Below are 19,420 nucleotides of genomic sequence, written 5' to 3' on the forward strand. Positions count from 1 at the left end.
ACTGCGCACGCCGATCGCTCGCCGGCTCCTTTCCGGTGCGCAGCCCGTTGATCCATGGGCGCCATTACAGCAGCTGATCGCTGAACCCAACCCTAAGCCTTTCCCCTGCCTGAAAAAAGAGGCCCGGGCCGCGCTGCCCGCCGCGACCGGCGGCGCACTCGCCGCGGATCCGGCCGGGCAAGCGGGCCTGCGCTGCTATCATTCAGGGTCCACCGAGGTCCCGACTGATGCCGCTCCGACTCCACAACAGCCTCACCCGCCGCACCGAAGACTTCGTCCCGGCCGACCCGCAGCGCGTGACGATGTACCTGTGCGGGCCCACGGTCTACAACTACGTGCACATCGGCAATGCGCGCGGCCCGGTCGTGTTCGACGTGCTGACCCGCCTGCTGCGCCGCCATTACCCCCGGCTCGTGTTCGCGCGCAACATTACCGACGTCGACGACAAGATCAATGCTGCGGCGCAGGAACAGGGCGTGCCGATCGCGACGATCACCGGCAAGTACGCGGCGATCTACCGCGAGGACATGGGCCGCCTCGGCGTCGTTCCGCCCGATGTCGAACCGCATGCGACCGCGCACATCGCGCAGATCATCGCGATGATCGAGCAGCTCGTCGCGCGCGGCCACGCGTACGCCGCCGAGGGCCACGTGCTGTTCTCGGTCGCGAGCTACGCCGATTACGGCAAGCTGTCGCGCCGCCCGGTCGACGAGATGATCGCCGGGGCGCGCATCGACGTCGCGCCGTACAAGCGCGACCCGGGCGATTTCGTGCTATGGAAGCCGTCGACGCCGCAGCAGCCGGGCTGGGATTCGCCCTGGGGCGTGGGCCGGCCCGGCTGGCACATCGAGTGCTCGGCGATGGCGGCGGCGCACCTCGGCGAGACGATCGACATCCATGCCGGCGGCAACGACCTCATGTTCCCGCACCACGAGAACGAAGTCGCGCAGAGCACCTGCGCGCACGCCGGCAAGGTGTTCGCACGCTATTGGCTGCACAACGGCATGCTGGACTTCGGCGGCGCGAAGATGTCCAAGTCGCTCGGCAACGTCTGCGTGCTGCACGAACTGCTCGACAGGTACCCGCCCGAGGCGCTGCGCTACGCCCTGTTGAGCGCGCACTACCGCCAGCCGCTCGACTGGTCGGACGCGCTCGTCGAGCAGAGCATCCGCACGCTCGACCGCCTGTACGGCACGCTGCGCGACCTCGCCGACATCGACGTCGGCAGCGGCACGGTGACCACCGAGATCGAGGATGCGCTGTGCGACGATCTCAATACGCCCGAAGCCCTCGCGGTGATCGCCCGTCTCGCCGGCGAAGCGCGCGCGGCGACGACGCCGGACGCGCGGCGCAGCGCGAAGGCCGCCCTGCTCGGCGCGGCGGGCCTGCTCGGCATCCTGCAGCAGGACCCGGAGGCCTGGTTCAAGCAGGCCGCCGGCGGCCCGGCGCTCGACGAGGCGGAAATCCAGCGCCTGGTCGACCTGCGCGTCGCCGAGAAGAAGGCGCACAACTTCGCCGAAGCCGACCGCATCCGCGAGCAGTTGCTGCAGATGGGCGTGGTCATCGAGGACACCGCGCAGGGGCCGCGCTGGAAGGTGGCGAAGACCGATGAACGCGCGAGCTGAACCGGCGGAAGCGAGCGCCGAGGCGGCGCAGGCGGCGATCGCCGGGGAGTTCGCGTTCTTCGGCGACTGGACCGAGCGCTACCAGTACCTGATCGACCTCGGCCGCAAGCTACCGCCGTTCCCGGACTCGCTCAAACGCGACGAGTTCAAGGTGAGCGGCTGCCAGTCGCAGGTGTGGCTGGTGCCGTCCGGCGACGCGCAGCGCCTCGACTTCCAGGCGATCAGTGATTCTTCGATCGTCTCGGGCCTGATCGCACTGCTGTTGCGGGTCTACTCCGGCCGCCCCGCGGCCGAGATCCTCGCGACCGAACCACGCTTCATCGAGGCGATCGGCCTCGCCCGCCACCTGTCGCCGACGCGCTCGAACGGCCTCGCGGCGATGCTCGCCAAGGTCAAGCAGTACGCGGGCGAAGCCGCCGCCTAGGCGTGGCCGCAGGCCCACGCGGGGCCGCGCGCGACCGCACGTGCCGACCCGGCCAGCCCTCGCTTCGGCCCAGCGCACGTCGCGTGACGCGCAGCCGCGACGGGACGGCTGCTAAGCTTGCCTCGTCTCGCAGGGGAAGAGGCGATGGACAAGAAGACCGTACTGGCCGGCAGCCCGCTGTTTCGCGATCTCGCCCCGGATGCGCTCGCCGCGATCGCGGAGCGCTTCGACATCGAGGAGCTGCGCGGCGGCCGCACGCTGTTCCGCGAAGGCGACCTGCCCGACTTCCTCTACGTCGTCGCGACCGGGCGCCTGCAGGCGCAGCACGGCGACGGCGCCGTCATCGGCGAGATCGGCCGCGGCGAACCGGTCGGTGAAATGGCGCTGCTGTCGGGCGAAACGCGCGGCGCCGACGTCGTCGCCCTGCGCGATTCGCTGCTGCTGCGGATCAACCGCATGGCCCTGCTCGACGTCGTCTCGCGCCACCCTTCCGCGCTGCTCTCGCTGTGCGCGACGATCGCCAAGCGCAGCCGCCGCGGTCCGCGCCGCGCGCGCCTCGACGCCGCGCGCGGCAATCGCACGATCGCAGTGATCCGCGCGCAAGCGGGCGTGCGCCTCGGCCCGCTGGTCGAACGCATCGTCGGCGGCATGCGCAAGACCGGCAAGGTCGTGCGCTGCATCGGCGCCGCCGACGTCGACAAGCAGTTCGGCGACGGTGCCGCGCAGACCGCGTTCGGCGACGGCGATCGCCACCGCATCATCAGCGCCTGGCTGGAGCGGCGCGAACTCGCCGGCGGGCATCTCGTGCTGTGGAGCGACGCCAACGGCGAACAATGGACCGAGCGCTGCCTGCGCCAGTGCGATCGCGTCGTCGTCGTCGTGTCGAGCGACGGCGGCCAGCCGGCCGTCGCGCTGGCGCGCACGCTGCGCCAGCACGCGCCACGCGCGCCGGTCGACCTGCTCGTGCTTCGCCCCGACGGCGTGCCGGCCGGCGACGTGCTCGAACGGCGCGTGCTGTTCGGCGCGCGCTCGCACTACTTCGTTCGACCCGATGCGCAGGCCGACCACGACGCCGTCGCGCGCCAGCTCAGCGGGCACGGCCTCGGCCTCGTGTTCGGCGGCGGCGGTGCACGCGCGTTCGCCCACGTCGGCCTCGTGCGCGCGATGGAGGAACTGGGCGTGAGCGCCGACATCGTCGGCGGCACGAGCATGGGCGCCTTCTTCGCCGGCATGCATGCGATCGGCGCGAGCAGCCGCGACATGCTCGCGATCGGTCGCGCCACGTTCATCGACCGCAACTACCTCAATGACTGGGTCTGGCCGAGCGTCTCGCTCGTGCGCGGCCGCAAGTTCTTCAAGCGCCTCGCGAGCGTGTTCGGCGACGCGCGCATCGAGGACCTGCGCATGCCGTATTTCTGCGTCAGCACGAACCTCACGCGCGGACGCCAGGAAGTGCACGACGGCGGCCCGCTCGCGACCTGGGTCGGCACGAGCATGTGCGTGCCCGGCATCGCGCCGCCGGTGGCGTGGAACGGCTGCCTGCTCGTCGACGGCGCGATCGCCAACAGCCTGCCGGTCGACGTCATGCACGCACTCGGCCGCGGCCCGATCATCGCCTCCGACGTCGCCGCCGGCGCCGGCCTCGACGCGCCCGGCATCGTCGGGCCCGATCCCGAGGCGCTGCTGCACCGGCGCACCAATCCCTCGCGCGTTTCGCTGTTCGGCCTGCTCGGCAGCGGCTACGCACCATCGCGCGACAACGGTGCCGACGACCTCGCGGACCTGCGCCTGCGCATGCCCGTGCAGGGCGCGCGCACGTTCGGCTGGCGCGAAATCCAGTCGCTGGTGGATCGCAGCTACGAATATTCGTTGGCTGCGCTCAGGGGATTCCTCGACGACCGCAAACGTGGCGATCGCAGCCGTGCGGAACGGCGCGAGCGCGTCACCGCGCGCGTGCGCGAAGCGACGGCGGCGGCGACGGCCGCCTCGGCGGCACCGCCGGGCGGACGCACGCGCGCACCCGCGACACGGTCGCGCTCGACGCGCTGACCGAAGCGTCGCGCCGCCCTGCGACGTGCGCCGCGGCCGTCGAAGCTATGCGGTCGTCGCCCCGCCGGCGCGCGCCGCCTCGTAGACGCGCAGGTGCGCGAGCGCCGCCGAAAGCAGCGGCACGTCGAGACCGAATGCCGCCGCGCGGCGGCGCAGGTCGCCGAGGATGTGCTCGCATTCGGTGCGCGCGCCACGCTCGAGGTCGCGCAGCATCGACGCCTTCAGCGGCGAGCCCGCCGCGGTCAGGATCGCGCGCGCATTCGCCACCGCCTCGGGCCCGGGCGCATGGCCGCTCGCCGCGGCCACGGCGCGGCATTCGTCGTGCAGGCGGGTCATGAGGACGGCGCCGTCGGCGGTCGCGACGATCGCGCCGACGGCGTCGCGCATGAGGCAGGTTCCACCCGCGAGCGCGGCGATGAAGGCGAACTTGTCCCACATCGCGTCCACCACGTCGGGTCGCTCGACCACGTGTTCGCCGAGAGCGCGCAGGGCATTGGAAATGTCCTCGCGCACGGGCGCGCCGGTTCGGTCACCGAACGCGAGGCGTTCGAGCGCGCCGAACTGGCGGATCGCCCCGTCCGGCTCCAGCGTGACCGAGATATGGCACAGCCCGCCGAGCACGCGCCCGCTGCCGAACGCGTCGTCGAGCGCATCGAGATGGGCAAGGCCGTTGAGCAGCGGCAGGACGCGCGTGGACGCGCCGACGGCCGGACGGATCGCGTCGATCGCCGAATCCATGTCGTACGACTTGGCCGACAGGATGACGAGGTCGAACGGCGCATCCGGCGCGGTGAGCGTGCGCACGGGACGGCGGAAATCGCCGCGCGCGGAATGCACCACGAGGCCATCGCGCGCGAGCACCGCGGCGCGCGCGGGCCGCACCAGGAACGTGACGTCGGCGCCCGACTCGACCAGGCGCGCGCCGAAATAACCGCCGATCGCACCGGCACCGAGGACGAGGATGCGCACGGGCCTACATCGTGTGCGTCGGACGCTCCTGGCCCATGATGCCGGCGAGGATCGATTCGATCTTCGTGCGCGCGGCCTCGCCGTCCGAGGATTCGTTGAACTGCACGCCGATGCCGGCCATGCGGTTGCCCTGCGCGCCCGCGGGCGTGATCCAGACGACCTTGCCGGCGACCGGCAGGCGGTCCTTCTCTTCCATCAGCGAGAGCAGGATGAACACCTCGTCGCCGAGGCTGTAGCGCTTGGTCGTCGGCACGAACAGGCCGCCACCGCGCACGAACGGCATGTACGCATTGAACAGCGCACCCTTGTCCTTGATCGCGAGCGACAGGATGCCCTGTCGCGGCGCACCGCCCATTGCCGGCGTTGCCATCAGTCACCCCTTCGATCGTGCATGCCCGCGGCGGGTGCCGCAAGCGCGTTTCCGTCCTGCATCCTGCCGCACATTCGCGCGGCGCGCCTTGCGCCTCGCCGCATCATGCCGGCCTGCCGTCCGGCGACCAGGCACGCAGCAGCTCCAGCAGGACCAGATCCGAGCGCGCCGTCGTCGTGAGCAGGCCGCGCGCCTGGTTGGCGCGACCGAACCATGCGGCTAGCTTCGGGATTTCCTCGCGCGCGGTCAAGCCGAGCCGCCCGGCGCGGCCGCCCGCGATCGCGCGCGCCTCGTCGCGCGCGAGCACCGCGGCGAACCAGAGGCGCTCGTGCGGACGGTCGGCGGCCCAGGCCTCGGCGACCTCGGCCGCCGCGCGGCGGCCGCGTGCGAGCGCCGCGAGGTCGTCCGCGCATGCCTTGCGCAGCGGCAGGGTGTCGTCGGCGCTCCAGGAAAGGGCGAGGCCGGGGTTGCCGAGGCTCGCGTCGAGCGCGGCCGCCGCCGCGGCAGCGTCGACGCGCTCGCTGCGCAACCATGCGAGCGCCTCCTCGCGCGTCGGCGCAGGCACGTCGATGCGCTGGCAGCGGCTGCGGATCGTCGCCGGCAGTCGCGCCGGCTCGTCGGCGACGAGCAACAGGATCGTCGCCGTGGCAGGTTCCTCGAGCGTCTTCAGCAGCGCATTCGCGCCGCTGATGTTGAGGCGGTCGGCCGGGTCGACGAGCGCGAGCTGCAAGCCGCCGAACTGGCTCGACAGGGCGAGCCGTTGCGACAACGCGCGCATCTGGTCGATCGTGATCTCGCTGCGCAGCTTGCCGTCGTCGCGCGGTTCGAGCGTGACCCGCGTGAAATCCGGATGGCTGCCCGCCTTGAGCAGCAGGCAGCCGCGGCAACGGCCGCAGGCATGGCCGTCGTCGCGCCGTCGTTCGCACAGCGCCGCGGCGACCAGCGCGTCGGCCAGGGCGCGCTTGCCGTAGCCGGCGGGTGCGGCGAACAGCAGGCCATGATGCAGGCGGCCACGCGCGAGCGCACCGGAGAGCTCCCGCCAGGGTTGGGCGAGCCACGGCTGCAGGTTCATGCGCCCTCCCGCGCCGCGGCGACGTAACGGTCGATTTCGGCGATGGCGGCGGCACGCACCTCTTCGACGGCGCGGCTCGCGTCGATGACGCGGAAGCGCCGCGGCTCGGCGGCGGCGCGCGCGCGGTAGGCGGCGCGCACGCGCTCGAAGAAGTCCCCGCCCTCGCGCTCGATGCGATCGGCCTCGCCGCGCGTGCCCGCGCGCGCGAGCCCCTGTTCGACCGGCAGGTCGAGCAGCAGGGTCAGGTCCGGCGCGACCGGCGCGGCCCAGCGCTCGAGTTCGGCGATGCGTTCGAGCGGCTGGCCGCGACCACCGCCCTGGTAGGCGTAGCTCGCATCGGTGTAGCGGTCCGACAGCACCCAGCGCCCCGCGGCGAGCGCGGGCTGGATGCGTTCGCGCACGAGCTGCGCCCGCGCGGCGAACATCAGCAGCAGTTCGCTCTCGGCGCAGATGCCGTGGCGCGCGGGATCGAGCACGAGTGCGCGCACCGCCTCGCCGAATGCGGTGCCACCCGGTTCGCGCGTGACGTCGACGTCGATGCCGTGGTGCTCGAGCCGCTCGCGCACCGCGGCCAGCACGGTGCTCTTGCCGGCGCCCTCGCCGCCTTCGAGCGTGACCAGGCGACCGTTCATTGGCCGCGATGCAACTGGTATTTCTGCACGGCGCGGTTGTGCGCGTCGAGCGTCGGTGAAAACTCGTGGCTGCCGTCGCCGCGCGCGACGAAGTAGAGCGCGTCGCCCGGCGCCGGGTGCAGCACCGCCTCCAATGCGACGGCACCGGGCAGGGCGATCGGCGTCGGCGGCAGGCCGTCGCGGGTGTAGGTGTTGAACGGCGTGTCGGTTTCGAGGTCGCTGCGCCGGATGTTGCCCGCGTAGTTCGCGCCCATGCCGTAGATCACGGTCGGATCGGTCTGCAGCCGCATGCCGAACTTGAGCCGGCGCACGAATACCCCGGCGATCTGCGCGCGCTCGGCCGGCTGCGCGGTTTCCTTCTCGACGATCGAGGCGAGGATCAGCGCCTTGTACGGCGTGTCAAGCGCGAGGTCGGCCGAGCGCTGCGGCCAGAGCTGATCGAGCGTCTTCTTCATCGCCGCGTGCGCGCGTTGCAGCAGGTCGAAATCCGACTCGCCCTTCACGAACGAATAGGTTTCCGGCAGGAACCAGCCCTCCGGCTTGCCGTCGGCGATGCCGAGGCGATGGGCGATGTCCTCGTCGCTGCTGCCCGGCAGCGTCTGCCGCAGGCCCGCTTCGCTGGCGAGGGCCAGGCGCAGCTGGCGGAAGGTCCAGCCGTCGACGATCGTGAAGCGGTGCTGCACGACATCGCCAGCGGCCATGCGGTGCAACAGCGCGCGCGGCGTGATGCCTTGCGGCAGCGCGTACTCGCCCGCATGCAGGCGTCCGGCGATGCCGAGTTCACGGCCGAGCGCGCGCCAGTAGACCATCGTGCGGAAGTCGCGCGCGACGACGCCGATGCGCCGCAGCTCCGCGACGATCTGCGGATAGCTCGCGCCACGCGGCACGTCGAAGGTCGTCGCGTCGGCGGCGACCGGCAAAGCGGCGTTCGTGTAGCGCTGGTAGTCGAACCATGCCGCGGCGCCGACGCCGACGAGCGCGAGCAGCACGAGCACGAGGAACACGCGCAGGACGGCGCCGCCGCGCTGGCGACGGAACGAGCGTGCGAAGGACGGCGAGGACGGCATCCGGGCAGCGTAACCGGATTCGGCACGCGCTTGAAGCGCCCGGCGTGCCGGGATCATGCGTCGAGGGCCCGCAGCAGGCCGCGTGCCTTGGCGCGCGTTTCCTCGAGCTCGCGCGGCGCCTCCGAGTCGGCGACGATGCCGGCGCCGGCGCGGAACGAAACGGCATCGCCGTGCAGCGTCAGCGTGCGGATCAGGATGTTGAGGTCGAGGTCGCCGTTGCGGTCGAGGTAACCGAACGAACCGGTGTAGGCGCCGCGGCCGACGCCTTCGAGGGCCGCGATGATCTGCATGCAACGCACCTTGGGGCAGCCGGTGATCGTGCCGCCGGGGAAGGCCGCGCGGATGACCTGCCCCGGCGTCACGCCCGCGCGCAGTTCGCCGCGGACGTTGGAGACGATGTGGTGGACGTGCGCATAGCTCTCGATCGCCATGAGTTCGTCGACCTCGACGCTGCCCGGTACGCAGATGCGGCCGAGGTCGTTGCGCTCGAGGTCGATGAGCATCACGTGCTCGGCGCGCTCCTTCGGATGCGCGGCCAGTTCGCGCATGCGCGCCTCATCGTCGTCGCCGGGCGTGCGCGGCCGCGTGCCGGCGATCGGGCGCGTCTGCACGTGCGTGCCGCGCACTTCGACCAGCCGTTCGGGTGAAGAACTGACGACCGCCCAGCCGCCGTGCTGCAGCAAGCCGGCGAACGGCGCGGGGTTGGCGCGGCGCAGCGCGGCGTAGAGGTCGGCCGGCCGTGGCGCCGGCGCGCAGCGCGCGCGCCACGCGCGCGACAGGTTGACCTGGAACACGTTGCCGGCGCGCAGGTGCTCGTGCACGCGCGCGACGCCATCGAGGAACACCTGCGGCGCGTCCTCCTCGATGCCGGCCCGTCGCCACGGCGACGCCTCGAAGCGCGCCGCCGCGGCAAGATCGTCGGCGAGCACGCCGAGCAGGTCCTCGCGCCCCCCTTCCGCGACGAGCAGCGTGCGCGCGCGCTCATGGTCGACGACGATCGCCGCGGGGCAGCGCAACGCGAGCGCGGTCGGCAGGGCTGTTTCGCGTGGCGCGGGGAGATCGAGGCTCGGTTCGATCTCGGCCGCGAGCTCGTAACCAAGGTAGAGCAACCAGCCGCCACGGAACGGCAGGCCGTCGTCGTCGCGGCCGCCGCGCTCCGCGCGCCAGGCGTCGTCGAGCGCATCGAGGAAGCGCCCGCCGCAGGCCGCGCCCCGCTCGTCGCGCACGACGCCACCGGCAAGACGCAACTCACGCCCGGGGAATGCGAACAGGATGTCGTGCCGCGCGCGCGCGTTGCCTCGCGCGACGCTCTCGAGCAGCCCCGGATAACGCCGCGGCTGCGCCGCGGCGAGCCCGAGCAGATCGCACACGCCGGCGATTTCCTTGACGACGTGGGTCATGGTGCGACGCTTGGGCGCGGGAGTCCGGCGGCGGGAGCAGGAGCAAGAGATTGAAACACGAAGGACTGGACACGGGGGAGAGCGGAGAGATTCGAAGATTCAAACACGGAGCACACGGAGAACACGGAGGAGAAAAAGCAAGACGGAGGAAAAGCACCTTCAGTCGATCGCCTTCTCCGTGTGCTCCGCGTGCTCCGCGTTTCAATCTCTTCGGTTCCTGCTCTTCCTTCGTGTCCCTCGTGTTTCAATCTTCCTGCTTCGGGATCCCGCCGCTTCCGACGCGCTCAGGCACGGCGGAAGACGAGCGTGCCGTTGGTGCCGCCGAAGCCGAAGGAATTGGACAGGACGACGTCGAGTTTCGCGTCGCGTGCCGTATGCGGCACGAAGTCGAGGTCGCAGCCTTCGCCGGGCGCGTCGAGGTTGATCGTCGGCGGGACGACGTTGTCGCGCAACGCAAGGATCGAGAAGATCGCCTCGACGCCGCCGGCGGCGCCGAGCAGGTGGCCGGTCATCGACTTGGTCGAGCTCACCATGAGCTTGTTCGCGTGGTCGCCGAACACGCCCTTGATGCCCTGCACTTCGGCGACGTCGCCCGCCGGGGTCGAGGTGCCGTGCGCGTTGATGTATTGCACGTCGGTGAGGTCGAGGCCGGCGTCCTTGACCGCCGCGACCATGCAGCGGCCGCCGCCCTCGCCGTTCTCGCTCGGCGCGGTCATGTGGTACGCGTCGCCGCTCATGCCGAAGCCGACCAGTTCACAGTAGATGCGCGCGCCACGCTTCTTCGCGTGTTCGTATTCCTCGATGACGAGCACGCCGGCGCCGTCCGACAGCACGAAGCCGTCGCGATCCTTGTCCCACGGGCGGCTCGCCTTGTGCGGTTCGTCGTTGCGCGTGGACAGCGCGCGCGCCGAGCAGAAACCGCCGACCGCGGTGCCGACGGTCGAATACTCGGCGCCGCCGGCGATCATCACTTCCGCGTCTCCGTACTGGATCATGCGCATCGCGAGGCCGATGTTGTGGGTCGCGGTCGTGCACGCGGTGACGCAGGCGATGTTCGGCCCCTTGAGGCCGAGCATGATCGACAGGTTGCCCGACGCCATGTTGATGATCGAGCTCGGCACGAAAAACGGCGAGATCTTGCGCTGGCCCTGCTCGTGGTAGGTGATCGAGGTCTTCTCGATCGTCGCGATGCCACCGATGCCCGCGCCGACCGCGACGCCGATGCGTTCCTCGTCGTGCTCGTGCGGATGCAGGCCTGCGTCGGCGAGCGCCTGCACGGACGCGGCGATGCCGTAGTGGATGAATGGGTCCATCTTCTTGACGTCCTTCGCCGCGACGTACTGCGCCGGGTCGAAGTCACGCACCTCGCCCGCGATGCGGGTCGGGAACGTCGATGCGTCGAAATGGGTGATCGGGCCGATGCCGCTCCTGCCGGCGGTGATGTTCGACCAGGCGGTGGCGACATCGTTGCCGACGGGGCTGACGATGCCGAGACCGGTGACGACGACGCGACGCTTCATAGTCCACCTTTGCGATCATCCGGATCGCGGGAGCAAGGGCGGCCGTCCTGGCCGCGTTCATCAAAAACAAAACTGCGCCCGGCGGGCGCAGCTTCGGGCTTGCCTGCTGGCGATTCGATCAGGCCTTGACGTGTGCCTTCACGTAGTCGATCGCCTGCTGCACGGTCGTGATCTTCTCGGCTTCCTCGTCCGGGATCTCGCACTCGAATTCTTCTTCCAGCGCCATCACCAGCTCGACCGTATCCAGCGAGTCGGCGCCGAGGTCGTCGACGAACGACGCGTTCGGGGTGACTTCGTCTTCCTTCACGCCGAGCTGCTCGACCACGATCTTCTTGACGCGCTCTTCGATAGTGCTCATGTGTTTCTAAACCTCCGGTCGGAATTCATGCGGCGCACGCGGGCCGCGTGCCTCGCGGGCAGCGCCCCCTGTAAACCGCGGCATTGTAGTTGAAGCCCTGCCCCCTCGCCAGCCGCGCCGGGAAGGGCCGCACGAACCTCGGCGACGCCATCGAAGGTGCGGCCAAGGTGCTGAATAACAAGCGTTACGGCATGTACATGCCACCGTTCACGTGGAGCGTCTCGCCAGTGATGTAGGACGCCGCGGGCGATGCGAGGAACGCGACCGCCTTCGCGATGTCGTCCGCCGCACCGAGGCGGCCGAGGGCGATCTGGCCGAGCAGCGCGTTGCGCTGCTCCTCCGGCAATGCGCGCGTCATGTCGGTGTCGATGAAACCCGGCGCGACGACGTTGACCGTGATGCCGCGCGAACCGATCTCGCGCGCGAGCGACTTGGAGAACGCGATGATGCCCGCCTTCGCCGCCGCGTAGTTCGCCTGGCCCGGGTTGCCGGTGAGGCCGATCACCGATGCGATCGAGATGATGCGCCCCTTGCGCGCCTTCATCATGCCGCGCATCACCGCCTTCGAGGCACGGTAGACCGAGCTCAGGTTGGTGTCGAGGATCGCCTGCCAGTCCTCGTCCTTCATGCGCATGAGCAGCTGGTCGCGCGTGATGCCCGCGTTGTTGACGAGGATCGAGACCGCGCCGTACTCCTTGCCGATCGCCTCGACGAGCGCCTCGATCGCGGCACCGTCGGTCACGTCGAGCACGCGCCCGGCGCCGCCGTGCGCGGCGAGGCGTTCGCCGATGGCCTTCGCACCGCCTTCGCTCGTCGCGGTGCCGATCACCGTCGCGCCGAGCGCGGCGAGTTCGTCCGCGATCGCGGCGCCGATGCCGCGGCTGGCGCCGGTGACGAGGGCGATTTCTCCTGCGAGGGGCTTGCTCACGATGCGATCCGTTCGGGTAAGTGGTCGCGCATGATCGCAAAAGCGACGCCGATCATCCATGCCGGATGCCGTGCGGTGACGTACGGTGTGGCACGCGTCGCGCGTGCGGCGGCTCAATCGACGATCGAGCCGCAACTGAGGTTGGCGACCGTGCCGGTCATCGCGGCGGCGCGATCGGACGCGATGAACGCGGCGACTTCGGCCACCTGGCACAGCGTCGGCAGGCGCTTGAGCAAGGTCGCCTGCTGCGCGCGCCCGTCGAGCAGCGCCTCGATCGTACTGCCCGCGCGCGCGGCGGCACCCGCGAACACGTCGCGCGAATGCGATTCGGCGAGCGCCTCCGGAATCGCATCGGGCCGCAGGCAGACCACGCGCACGCCGCTCGCGCCGAGTTCGCCGGCGAGGATGCGCGAGAACGCCTCGATCGCCGCCGAGGCGACGCCGTTGCCGAGGAAACCCTGGCCGGAGATGCGAGCGCCGGGCGTGGACAGCGTGAGGATCACGCCCGCCCCCTGCTCCACCATGCGCCGCCCGACCGCCTGCGCGGTCAGGAAATTCGTGCGCGCGTACGCTTCGACCGGATAGGCGAAATCGGCGAGCGACAGGTCGACGAACGGCGTGCCTTGCACGTGCGCGAAGCCGATCGCGTTGAGGGCGATGTCGACGCGCCCTGCGCGCAGCGCGACGCCTTCGACATGATGCTCGACCGCGTGTTCGTCGAGCGCGTCCACCTCCGCGGCTTCGGCGCGTCCCCCGGCGGCGACGATGTCGCGCACGACGCGATCGAGCTTCGCGCGCGTGCGGCCGCACAGGTAGACGCGCGCGCCCTCACGCGCGAAGACACGCGCGACGGCGCCACCGATCGCACCGCCGCCGCCGTGGATGATCGCCACCTTGCCTTGCAGAAGCATGCCGCCCTCCCGACGACGACGCGGCGCGAGCGCGTCGGCTGGCCGACAGCCTAGCGCAGTCGGCGGATCATCGGTTGACCGGAAATGCGGCGATCGTGCCCGCCGCGCGGCGTCAGCGCCAGTCCGCGAGCGCGGCGTCGAAATCGCCCGGCGTGCCGAGCGCGCGGCCGTCGATCGCCTTGTCGATGCGCTTGACGAGGCCCGTCAGCACCTTGCCCGGGCCGCATTCGCCGATGCGCGTGACGCCGGCCGCGGCGAGCGCCTGCACGCAGGCAGTCCAGCGCACGGGCAGGTAGAGCTGGCGCACGAGCGCGTCGCGGATGTCGGCGAGGCCATCGTGCGTGCGCGCGTCGACGTTCTGCACGACCGGGATGCGCGGCTGGCTCCAGTGGTAGGCCTGCATCGCCTCGCCGAGGCGATTGGCCGCCTCGCGCATGAGCGGCGTGTGCGACGGCACGCTCACGGCGAGCTTGACCGCCTTGCGCACGCCGCGCTCGGACAGCTTCGCGAGCGCGGCATCGACCGCTTGCGCGTGGCCGCCGATGACGATCTGGCCGGGCGAGTTGTAGTTGGCGGGCACGACGACGTGGTCGCCCGACACCTCGCGGCAGACCTCTTCGACCAGTGCGTCGTCGGCGCCGAGCACGGCCGCCATCGCACCGACGCCTTCGGGCGCGGCGTCCTGCATCGCCTGGCCGCGGATGCGCACGAGATGCGCGGCGTCATGCAGCGACAGCACGCCGGCCGCGACGAGCGCGGTGTATTCGCCGAGGCTGTGTCCGGCGACATGCGACGGCGTCGCGCCGCCGTTCGCCTGCCACAGTCGCCACACGGCCACACCCGCCGCGAGCAGCGCGGGCTGGGTGTATTCGGTGCGATTGAGCATTGCTTCGGGTCCGCCCTGCGACAGCGCCCAGAGGTCCACGCCGGCGCCATCGGAGGCTTCGGTGAACGCCTCGCGCACGTGCGCGTGCAGCTCGGCGAGTTCGGCGAGCATGCCGATGGACTGGGAGCCTTGGCCGGGGAAGACGAAGGCGAGGGCCGAGGGCTGAGAGCTGGGGTGTGCGGACATCGTTGTGTTCCCGGATCGAAGGGGTAACGAAACAGGTAGGCCGGATCAAGCCGCGCAAGCGGCGGATGCGGCGCTTCGCGCCTTGATCCGCCCCACGGATTGCGGCTGCGGGCGACGACCCTGGCGATCCACCCAGCCCCCGACCCTCGGCCCTGATCAGTACTTGAGCAGCGCCGACGACCAGGTGAAGCCGCCGCCGAACGCCTCGAGCAGCAGGGTCTGGCCGCGCTGCACCTTGCCCGAACGCACCGCTTCGTCGAGCGCGAGCGGGACCGAGCCGGACGAGGTGTTGCCGTGGCGGTCGACCGTGACGATAACGCGGTCCATCGACATCGACAGGCGTTTGGCAGTCGCTTCGATGATGCGCAGGTTCGCCTGGTGCGGGATCAGCCAATCGACGTCCTGCTCGTGCATGCCGGCCGCTTCGAGCGTCTCGCCGACGATGCGGTCGAGCGTCTTGACCGCGACCTTGAACACCTCGTTGCCGGTCATCATCACGCGCACGCCGTGGTTCGGCTCGTCGTCGCGGAAGCCCGCGGAGACGCCGACCGGGTTGTACAGCAGGTGCTTGTAGCCGCCGTCCGCGTGCAGCTTGGTGGTGAGGATGCCGGGCTCGCTCGACGCCTCGAGCACGACCGCGCCGGCGCCGTCGCCGAACAGCACGCAGGTCGAGCGGTCGCTGAAGTCGAGCATGCGCGTCAGCGTCTCCGCGCCGACGACGAGCGCCTTCTTCGCCTGGCCGCTGCGGATGAACTGGTCGGCGATGCCGAGCGCGTACATGAAGCCCGAGCACGCGGCGTTGACGTCGAATGCGGCGCAGCCGTTCGCGCCGAGGCGGTGCTGCAGCAGGCAGGCGGTCGACGGGAAGATGATGTCGGGCGTGGTCGTGCCGAGCACGATGAGGTCGAGGTCGGCACCCTTGATGCCGGCCGCGTCGAGCGCGTGCGTCGCGGCGTAGAACGCGAGGTCGCCCGTGGTTTCGCCATCGGCGGCGAAGCGGCGCTCGCGGATGCCCGTGCGCGTGCGGATCCACTCGTCGGTGGTATCGACGCGCTTCTCGAGATCGGCGTTGGTGACGATCTTTTCCGGCAGGTAGCTGCCGGTACCGGCGATGCGTGAGTAGATCAGGGCCGTTCCCCGCTCGAAGGAGGCAGGCGCGAACGCCTGCACGAGATTAGGCGCGCACCTTCAGCGGGCGCGCGCTGCTGCCGAGCCGGGCTCTCCGTGCCCTGCCGGGCAACCCCGCCCGGCGCATCCGGGCCGGGCCGTCATCGCCGTCGGCGCCGATGCGGCGCCGCGTGGCGATCAGTCTTCGTCGCGGGCCTGCGCCTTCGACTCGATGACCTTCTTGCCGCGGTAGTAGCCGTCCTTGGTGACGTGGTGGCGCACGTGCACTTCGCCCGAGGTCGGGTCGGTCGACAGCTGCTTCGCGGTCAGCGCATCGTGGGCGCGGCGCATGCCGCGGCGGGACGGGGTTTTACGACTCTTGGCGACGGCCATGGTGGCTATTCCTCAGGCTTTTGACGAACGTCCGTATTCGAGTTCGGAGCGGCGATCCTCGCCGCAGTACACAACACTTGCACGCAACTACGTGTTCTTGCGCAAGCCCGCCAGCGCCGCGAACGGGCTGGCCGGCTTTTCCTCGGACTCCTCGTCCGAATGATCCTTCCATTCCAGCGGCTCGCCCGGCTTCACGGGCACCACCGGCAACGCGAGTATCAGCTCGTCCTCGATCACGTCGGCGATGCCGACTTGGCCGTCCGGCACGAGCAACGGCTCGTAGCCCGGCGGCAGCGCGGCCTCGCCGCTTTCGTCGGCGATCAGGCCGAGGCGCTGGTCGATCGACACCGGCTGGACGAAGACATCGAGCGTACGCTGGCAGACCAGCGGCAACCCGGTTTCCACACGCAATCCGAGATACGCGACACCGAGTTCGTCCTTGCCGAATTCGACGTGGTAGCGTGCCTCGCCTTCCGTCGTCGCGAGGCTGCCGCGCAGGCGCTGCATCGCGGCCAGCGGCAGGGTTCCTTCGTACGTGCGGCGCGCCTGCACCTGGCGTGCGACATCCACGCGATCTGGCAGGGCTGCGGACATGGGCGCGCGATGGTAGGTGGAGCCCTCCCCGCTGTCAACCTGAACCGCCGGTTCCGGCTGGCTTGGCGCGGCCATCGGGGGCACACTGGCTGCCCGTCCCTCGGAGTCGCCGGCCACGTGAACATCCTGCTCGCCTGCGCGGCGGCCGTCTTCGCGCTCGGCCTCGTGTTCGCCTGGCGGCGCGAACGCCACCTGCTGCGCCGGCGCATGCTGCTGACCGAGATTCTCGACCTCGCCGATGCGCTCGAACGCGAGCTGCTCGAGTGCCGCGCGCGCCTGCGCGAGGTGCCCGCGATCGCCGCGGCCGCGCTGTCGCCGGCCGAAGCCGTGTCGGCGCGCGCGACGCTCGCCGCCGAGCCGCAAGTGCAGGAGGCGCTGCGTGACCTGCTCGCGCATCGACTCTGGCTCCGGCAGCACGCCATGCGCGCGAGCGACGCGGAACTACTCGCCGCACGCGACGCGCTCGACGCGACGCGCGGCACGCTCGCGCGCCAGCTCGAACGCCTCGCCGACGTGCGTGCGGACGTCGAGCAGACGCGCGCCACGCTCGCCGCGCAACCATCGGAAGTGCCGCATTGAAGCGGCTAGCCGAGGTCGATCTCGTGCTCGGATCGACGTCGCGCTACCGGCGCGAACTGCTCGCGCGCCTGGCACCGTCGTTCCGCGTGCATGCGCCCGCGGTCGACGAGACCCCACTCGCCGGCGAAGCGCCGGCACGCCTCGCGGCCCGCCTCGCCGAGGCGAAGGCGCACGCGGTGGCGGCCGCCTGCCCCGGCGCCATCGTGGTCGGCAGCGACCAGGTCGCCGAGCTCGACGGCCGCGCCCTAGGCAAGCCGGGCACGGTCGAGGCGGCCTGCGCGCAACTGCGTGCCTGTTCCGGCCGCGCGGTCGCATTCCATACCGCGCTCTGCGTGGTCGATGCGCGCGATGCGACGCCGCGCGCCCATGTCGACATCGACCTCACGCGGGTCGTGTTCCGCGCGCTCGACGACGAGACGATCGCGCGCTACGTCGACGCGGAACGCCCGCTCGACTGCGCCGGCAGCTTCAAGGCCGAAGGCCTCGGCATCGCGCTGTTCGAACGCATCGAGAACACCGACCCGACGGCACTGATCGGGCTGCCGCTGATCGCGCTCGCGCGTCTGCTGCGCGCGGCGGGCATCGAACTGCCGTGAGGCGCGCTGCTCCGGGGCGGCACGGGCTGCGCGCGCCCTACACGAGCGCGCCGGTTTCCGGCGGCTCGCCCCGCGCGAGCAACAGCACGAGGCGGCGGCGCGTGTCGGCGTCGAGGTTGTCCGGCGTGACGAGCACGCGAAAATGCGAGCGCGGCGCGCACCGCCAGTCGAGCGCGAGCAGGCTCCCGAGGCGCCGGTGCGCATGCAGCACGGCCGCGTGCTCGCGGCCATCGCGATCGACGAGGCGCCACCCCGACGCGCCGCACACGATGCGGCGAAACGCGGGCGCGCGGTAGCGGTGCAATGCGATCGCCGCCCCGCCGAGTGCGAGCGCCGACAGCGCGATGCGCAACGCGAGCGGCGCCGCGCTCGCCCACGGTGCCAGCCCGGCAGCGAGTGCGACCACGACCGTCGCGGTGGCGACCGCCGGCGACGGCCGGTAGTCAAACACGATCGAGGGCGCGGATCTCATCGATGATCGCGGCGTAGCGCGGCGAAGGGTCGAGGTGACCGGTCAGCCAGTCCCAGAGGTCCGGATCGGATTCGCCGAGCAGCGCGTCGAACTCGGCACGGCGTGCTTCATCCGCACCCGCATAATGACGATCGAGCCACGCGCCGAGCAGGCGGTCGAGCTCGCGCGTGCCGCGGCGGGCACGCCAGCGCAGGCGACCGAGGCGGGGATCGTCGCCGTTCATTGCCGCGCGACCGCCGCCGCCTCGGCGCGGCGCTGGTAGAACGCGAGGATCGTGCGCGCCGCGTCGTCGACGAGCAGTTCGGCCCATGCCCCCGCGTAGGGATTGAAATGCGTGCTGACGCGCCAGCTCACGTGGATCGCGAGACGCGTGCCGCCGTCTTCCGGGATCAGCCGGTACGACGTGTCGACGAGGTCGAAGTGGCGACCGCCGATGAGCACGTGCTCGTCGAGCGCACCCGGCGGGATCGAGTCGGCGGCGAATACGTAGCGCCAGCGGATGTAGCGGTTCTCGACCCAGTCGAGGATCGGCTCGTCGAAATGCACGCCCTTGTCCCAGCGCAGCTTGCGCACGCGCCCTCCCGGGGTGTCGACCGTGACGGCTTCCTGCGGGAACGGCACGCCGATGCGCCAGGCGAGGCCCTGCGCCATCTCGTCCTCGCGGATGCCGGTCGCGTCGTTGATGAGGCGCCAGATCGCTTCGGGCGGTGCCGCGATGAAGACGGACGCGTCACTCTCGCCGTGGCGATCCGGCAGCGGCGCGCCGCGCTCGGCCGCGCCGAGCAGCAGCGGCAACGCGAGCACCGCACCGACGACGGAGCGGGACGGCGACACGAGGCGCAGCAGCACCCAGCCGACGAGGCCGCCGAACATCGCCGCGACGAGGAAGACCGGCAGGGCCAGCGCGATGCAGATGCTGCCCTCGATGAGCAGGATCGCGGTGCCGCCGACGAATACGAGCACGGGCACGAGCGGCGCTACGAGGGCGCGACCGACGGTGCGCTGCGCGGTGGGCAGCAGGTAGACCGTCAGCGCGCCGATCAGCATCGGCACGAGGAAGACGAACGAAACGAGCATGACGCCGCTCGCACCGCGGTGGTCGCGATAGAACGGCAGCACGAACAGCAGGCGCATGCAGAGGCCGTACAGGGCCCCCGCGCCGAACATCCAGGCGAGGTGCGGCCCCGCGCGTGGCGCCGGCACGGCCGTGGCAACGTCGGTTGCGTCTGCGCTCATGCCGAAGCTCCTGCAGTCAGGCCGCGCGCGCGTGCGCGAAACCGCG

Annotated in this window: 22 protein-coding genes; 5 read left to right on the plus strand and 17 right to left on the minus strand. The window is 71.1% G+C overall.

The window, feature by feature from the left end; all coding sequences use genetic code 11:
* The first annotated feature begins 227 nt into the window (after nt 1–227).
* The 3 genes from cysS to EV148_RS17700 all read left to right on the plus strand — a co-directional run bounded on the left by cysS (nt 228) and on the right by EV148_RS17700 (nt 4,098).
* A complete protein-coding gene (cysS, locus tag EV148_RS17690) occupies nt 228–1,625 on the plus strand; it encodes a cysteine--tRNA ligase (protein WP_132000183.1) in 1,398 nt (465 codons plus the stop codon).
* On the plus strand, nt 1,609–2,049 hold the full coding sequence (locus EV148_RS17695) for a SufE family protein (protein WP_132000184.1): 441 nt from the start codon (nt 1,609–1,611) through the stop codon (nt 2,047–2,049). Before cysS ends, EV148_RS17695 begins: the two co-directional genes overlap by 17 nt.
* Nucleotides 2,050–2,193: 144 nt before the next feature.
* Complete coding sequence (locus tag EV148_RS17700) at nt 2,194–4,098, plus strand: patatin-like phospholipase family protein (RefSeq protein WP_132000185.1); 1,905 nt, start codon at nt 2,194–2,196, stop codon at nt 4,096–4,098.
* Between the two features lie 45 nt (nt 4,099–4,143).
* On the opposite strand, the gene EV148_RS17705 is transcribed toward EV148_RS17700, so the two are convergent.
* The 14 genes from EV148_RS17705 to EV148_RS17770 all read right to left on the minus strand — a co-directional run bounded on the left by EV148_RS17705 (nt 4,144) and on the right by EV148_RS17770 (nt 16,491).
* Nucleotides 4,144–5,067 (minus strand): ketopantoate reductase family protein, encoded by a 924-nt coding sequence (locus tag EV148_RS17705; protein ID WP_132000186.1) that lies wholly within the window; start codon nt 5,065–5,067, stop codon nt 4,144–4,146.
* 4 nt (nt 5,068–5,071) lie between these two features.
* The gene (locus EV148_RS17710; protein WP_199222825.1) at nt 5,072–5,422 is read right to left on the minus strand and encodes a PilZ domain-containing protein; all 351 of its coding nucleotides are present in this window, start codon (nt 5,420–5,422) and stop codon (nt 5,072–5,074) included.
* A gap of 118 nt (nt 5,423–5,540) precedes the next feature.
* Nucleotides 5,541–6,509: a DNA polymerase III subunit delta' gene (gene holB, locus EV148_RS17715; RefSeq protein ID WP_132000188.1), complete on the minus strand. Its 969-nt coding sequence runs from the start codon at nt 6,507–6,509 to the stop codon at nt 5,541–5,543.
* Entirely contained in the window at nt 6,506–7,141 is a 636-nt protein-coding gene (gene tmk, locus EV148_RS17720; protein ID WP_132000189.1) for a dTMP kinase, read from the minus strand. Before tmk ends, holB begins: the two co-directional genes overlap by 4 nt.
* Nucleotides 7,138–8,208 carry an endolytic transglycosylase MltG gene (gene mltG, locus EV148_RS17725; RefSeq protein ID WP_132000190.1) on the minus strand — a complete coding sequence of 357 codons (1,071 nt, stop codon included), beginning with the start codon at nt 8,206–8,208 and terminating at the stop codon, nt 7,138–7,140. The genes tmk and mltG overlap by 4 nt, the downstream gene beginning before the upstream one ends.
* 53 nt (nt 8,209–8,261) lie before the next feature.
* Nucleotides 8,262–9,608, minus strand: a complete 1,347-nt coding sequence (locus EV148_RS17730; protein WP_132000191.1) for an aminodeoxychorismate synthase component I — start codon at nt 9,606–9,608, stop codon at nt 8,262–8,264.
* Between the two features lie 284 nt (nt 9,609–9,892).
* Nucleotides 9,893–11,128 (minus strand): beta-ketoacyl-ACP synthase II, encoded by a 1,236-nt coding sequence (gene fabF, locus EV148_RS17735; protein WP_132000192.1) that lies wholly within the window; start codon nt 11,126–11,128, stop codon nt 9,893–9,895.
* Between the two features lie 118 nt (nt 11,129–11,246).
* Nucleotides 11,247–11,486 carry an acyl carrier protein gene (gene acpP / locus EV148_RS17740; RefSeq protein WP_132000193.1) on the minus strand — a complete coding sequence of 80 codons (240 nt, stop codon included), beginning with the start codon at nt 11,484–11,486 and terminating at the stop codon, nt 11,247–11,249.
* A 184-nt stretch (nt 11,487–11,670) separates the two neighbouring features.
* Nucleotides 11,671–12,414, minus strand: coding sequence for a 3-oxoacyl-ACP reductase FabG (gene fabG / locus EV148_RS17745; RefSeq protein ID WP_132000194.1), 744 nt, complete (start codon nt 12,412–12,414; stop codon nt 11,671–11,673).
* Nucleotides 12,415–12,527: 113 nt separating this feature from the next.
* Nucleotides 12,528–13,325, minus strand: coding sequence for an SDR family NAD(P)-dependent oxidoreductase (locus EV148_RS17750; RefSeq protein WP_132000195.1), 798 nt, complete (start codon nt 13,323–13,325; stop codon nt 12,528–12,530).
* A 112-nt stretch (nt 13,326–13,437) separates the two neighbouring features.
* Complete coding sequence (gene fabD, locus EV148_RS17755; protein WP_132000196.1) at nt 13,438–14,397, minus strand: ACP S-malonyltransferase; 960 nt, start codon at nt 14,395–14,397, stop codon at nt 13,438–13,440.
* Between the two features lie 156 nt (nt 14,398–14,553).
* Entirely contained in the window at nt 14,554–15,567 is a 1,014-nt protein-coding gene (locus tag EV148_RS17760; RefSeq protein ID WP_277871172.1) for a beta-ketoacyl-ACP synthase III, read from the minus strand.
* Nucleotides 15,568–15,702: 135 nt separating this feature from the next.
* A complete protein-coding gene (rpmF, locus tag EV148_RS17765) occupies nt 15,703–15,897 on the minus strand; it encodes a 50S ribosomal protein L32 (RefSeq protein WP_132000197.1) in 195 nt (64 codons plus the stop codon).
* Nucleotides 15,898–15,984: 87 nt separating this feature from the next.
* A complete protein-coding gene (locus EV148_RS17770; RefSeq protein ID WP_132000215.1) occupies nt 15,985–16,491 on the minus strand; it encodes a YceD family protein in 507 nt (168 codons plus the stop codon).
* Between the two features lie 117 nt (nt 16,492–16,608).
* Here EV148_RS17770 and EV148_RS17775 point away from each other — a divergent pair, with 117 nt between their 5' ends.
* Complete coding sequence (locus tag EV148_RS17775; protein WP_132000198.1) at nt 16,609–17,070, plus strand: hypothetical protein; 462 nt, start codon at nt 16,609–16,611, stop codon at nt 17,068–17,070.
* On the plus strand, nt 17,067–17,666 hold the full coding sequence (locus EV148_RS17780; protein ID WP_132000199.1) for a Maf family protein: 600 nt from the start codon (nt 17,067–17,069) through the stop codon (nt 17,664–17,666). Before EV148_RS17775 ends, EV148_RS17780 begins: the two co-directional genes overlap by 4 nt.
* A 37-nt stretch (nt 17,667–17,703) precedes the next feature.
* Here the strand turns inward: EV148_RS17780 and EV148_RS17785 are convergent, their stop codons facing one another.
* From EV148_RS17785 to EV148_RS17795, 3 genes are read right to left on the minus strand one after another with little or no spacing between them, the layout of a single operon-like run.
* Nucleotides 17,704–18,138, minus strand: a complete 435-nt coding sequence (locus EV148_RS17785; protein WP_132000200.1) for a hypothetical protein — start codon at nt 18,136–18,138, stop codon at nt 17,704–17,706.
* The gene (locus EV148_RS17790) at nt 18,110–18,361 is read right to left on the minus strand and encodes an FAD assembly factor SdhE (RefSeq protein WP_132000201.1); all 252 of its coding nucleotides are present in this window, start codon (nt 18,359–18,361) and stop codon (nt 18,110–18,112) included. Before EV148_RS17790 ends, EV148_RS17785 begins: the two co-directional genes overlap by 29 nt.
* Nucleotides 18,358–19,374, minus strand: coding sequence for an SRPBCC family protein (locus EV148_RS17795; RefSeq protein WP_199222824.1), 1,017 nt, complete (start codon nt 19,372–19,374; stop codon nt 18,358–18,360). Before EV148_RS17795 ends, EV148_RS17790 begins: the two co-directional genes overlap by 4 nt.
* Nucleotides 19,375–19,420 lie beyond the last annotated feature (46 nt).

The organism is Dokdonella fugitiva (assembly GCF_004342425.1).
In the GTDB taxonomy this organism is placed as follows: domain Bacteria; phylum Pseudomonadota; class Gammaproteobacteria; order Xanthomonadales; family Rhodanobacteraceae; genus Dokdonella_A; species Dokdonella_A fugitiva.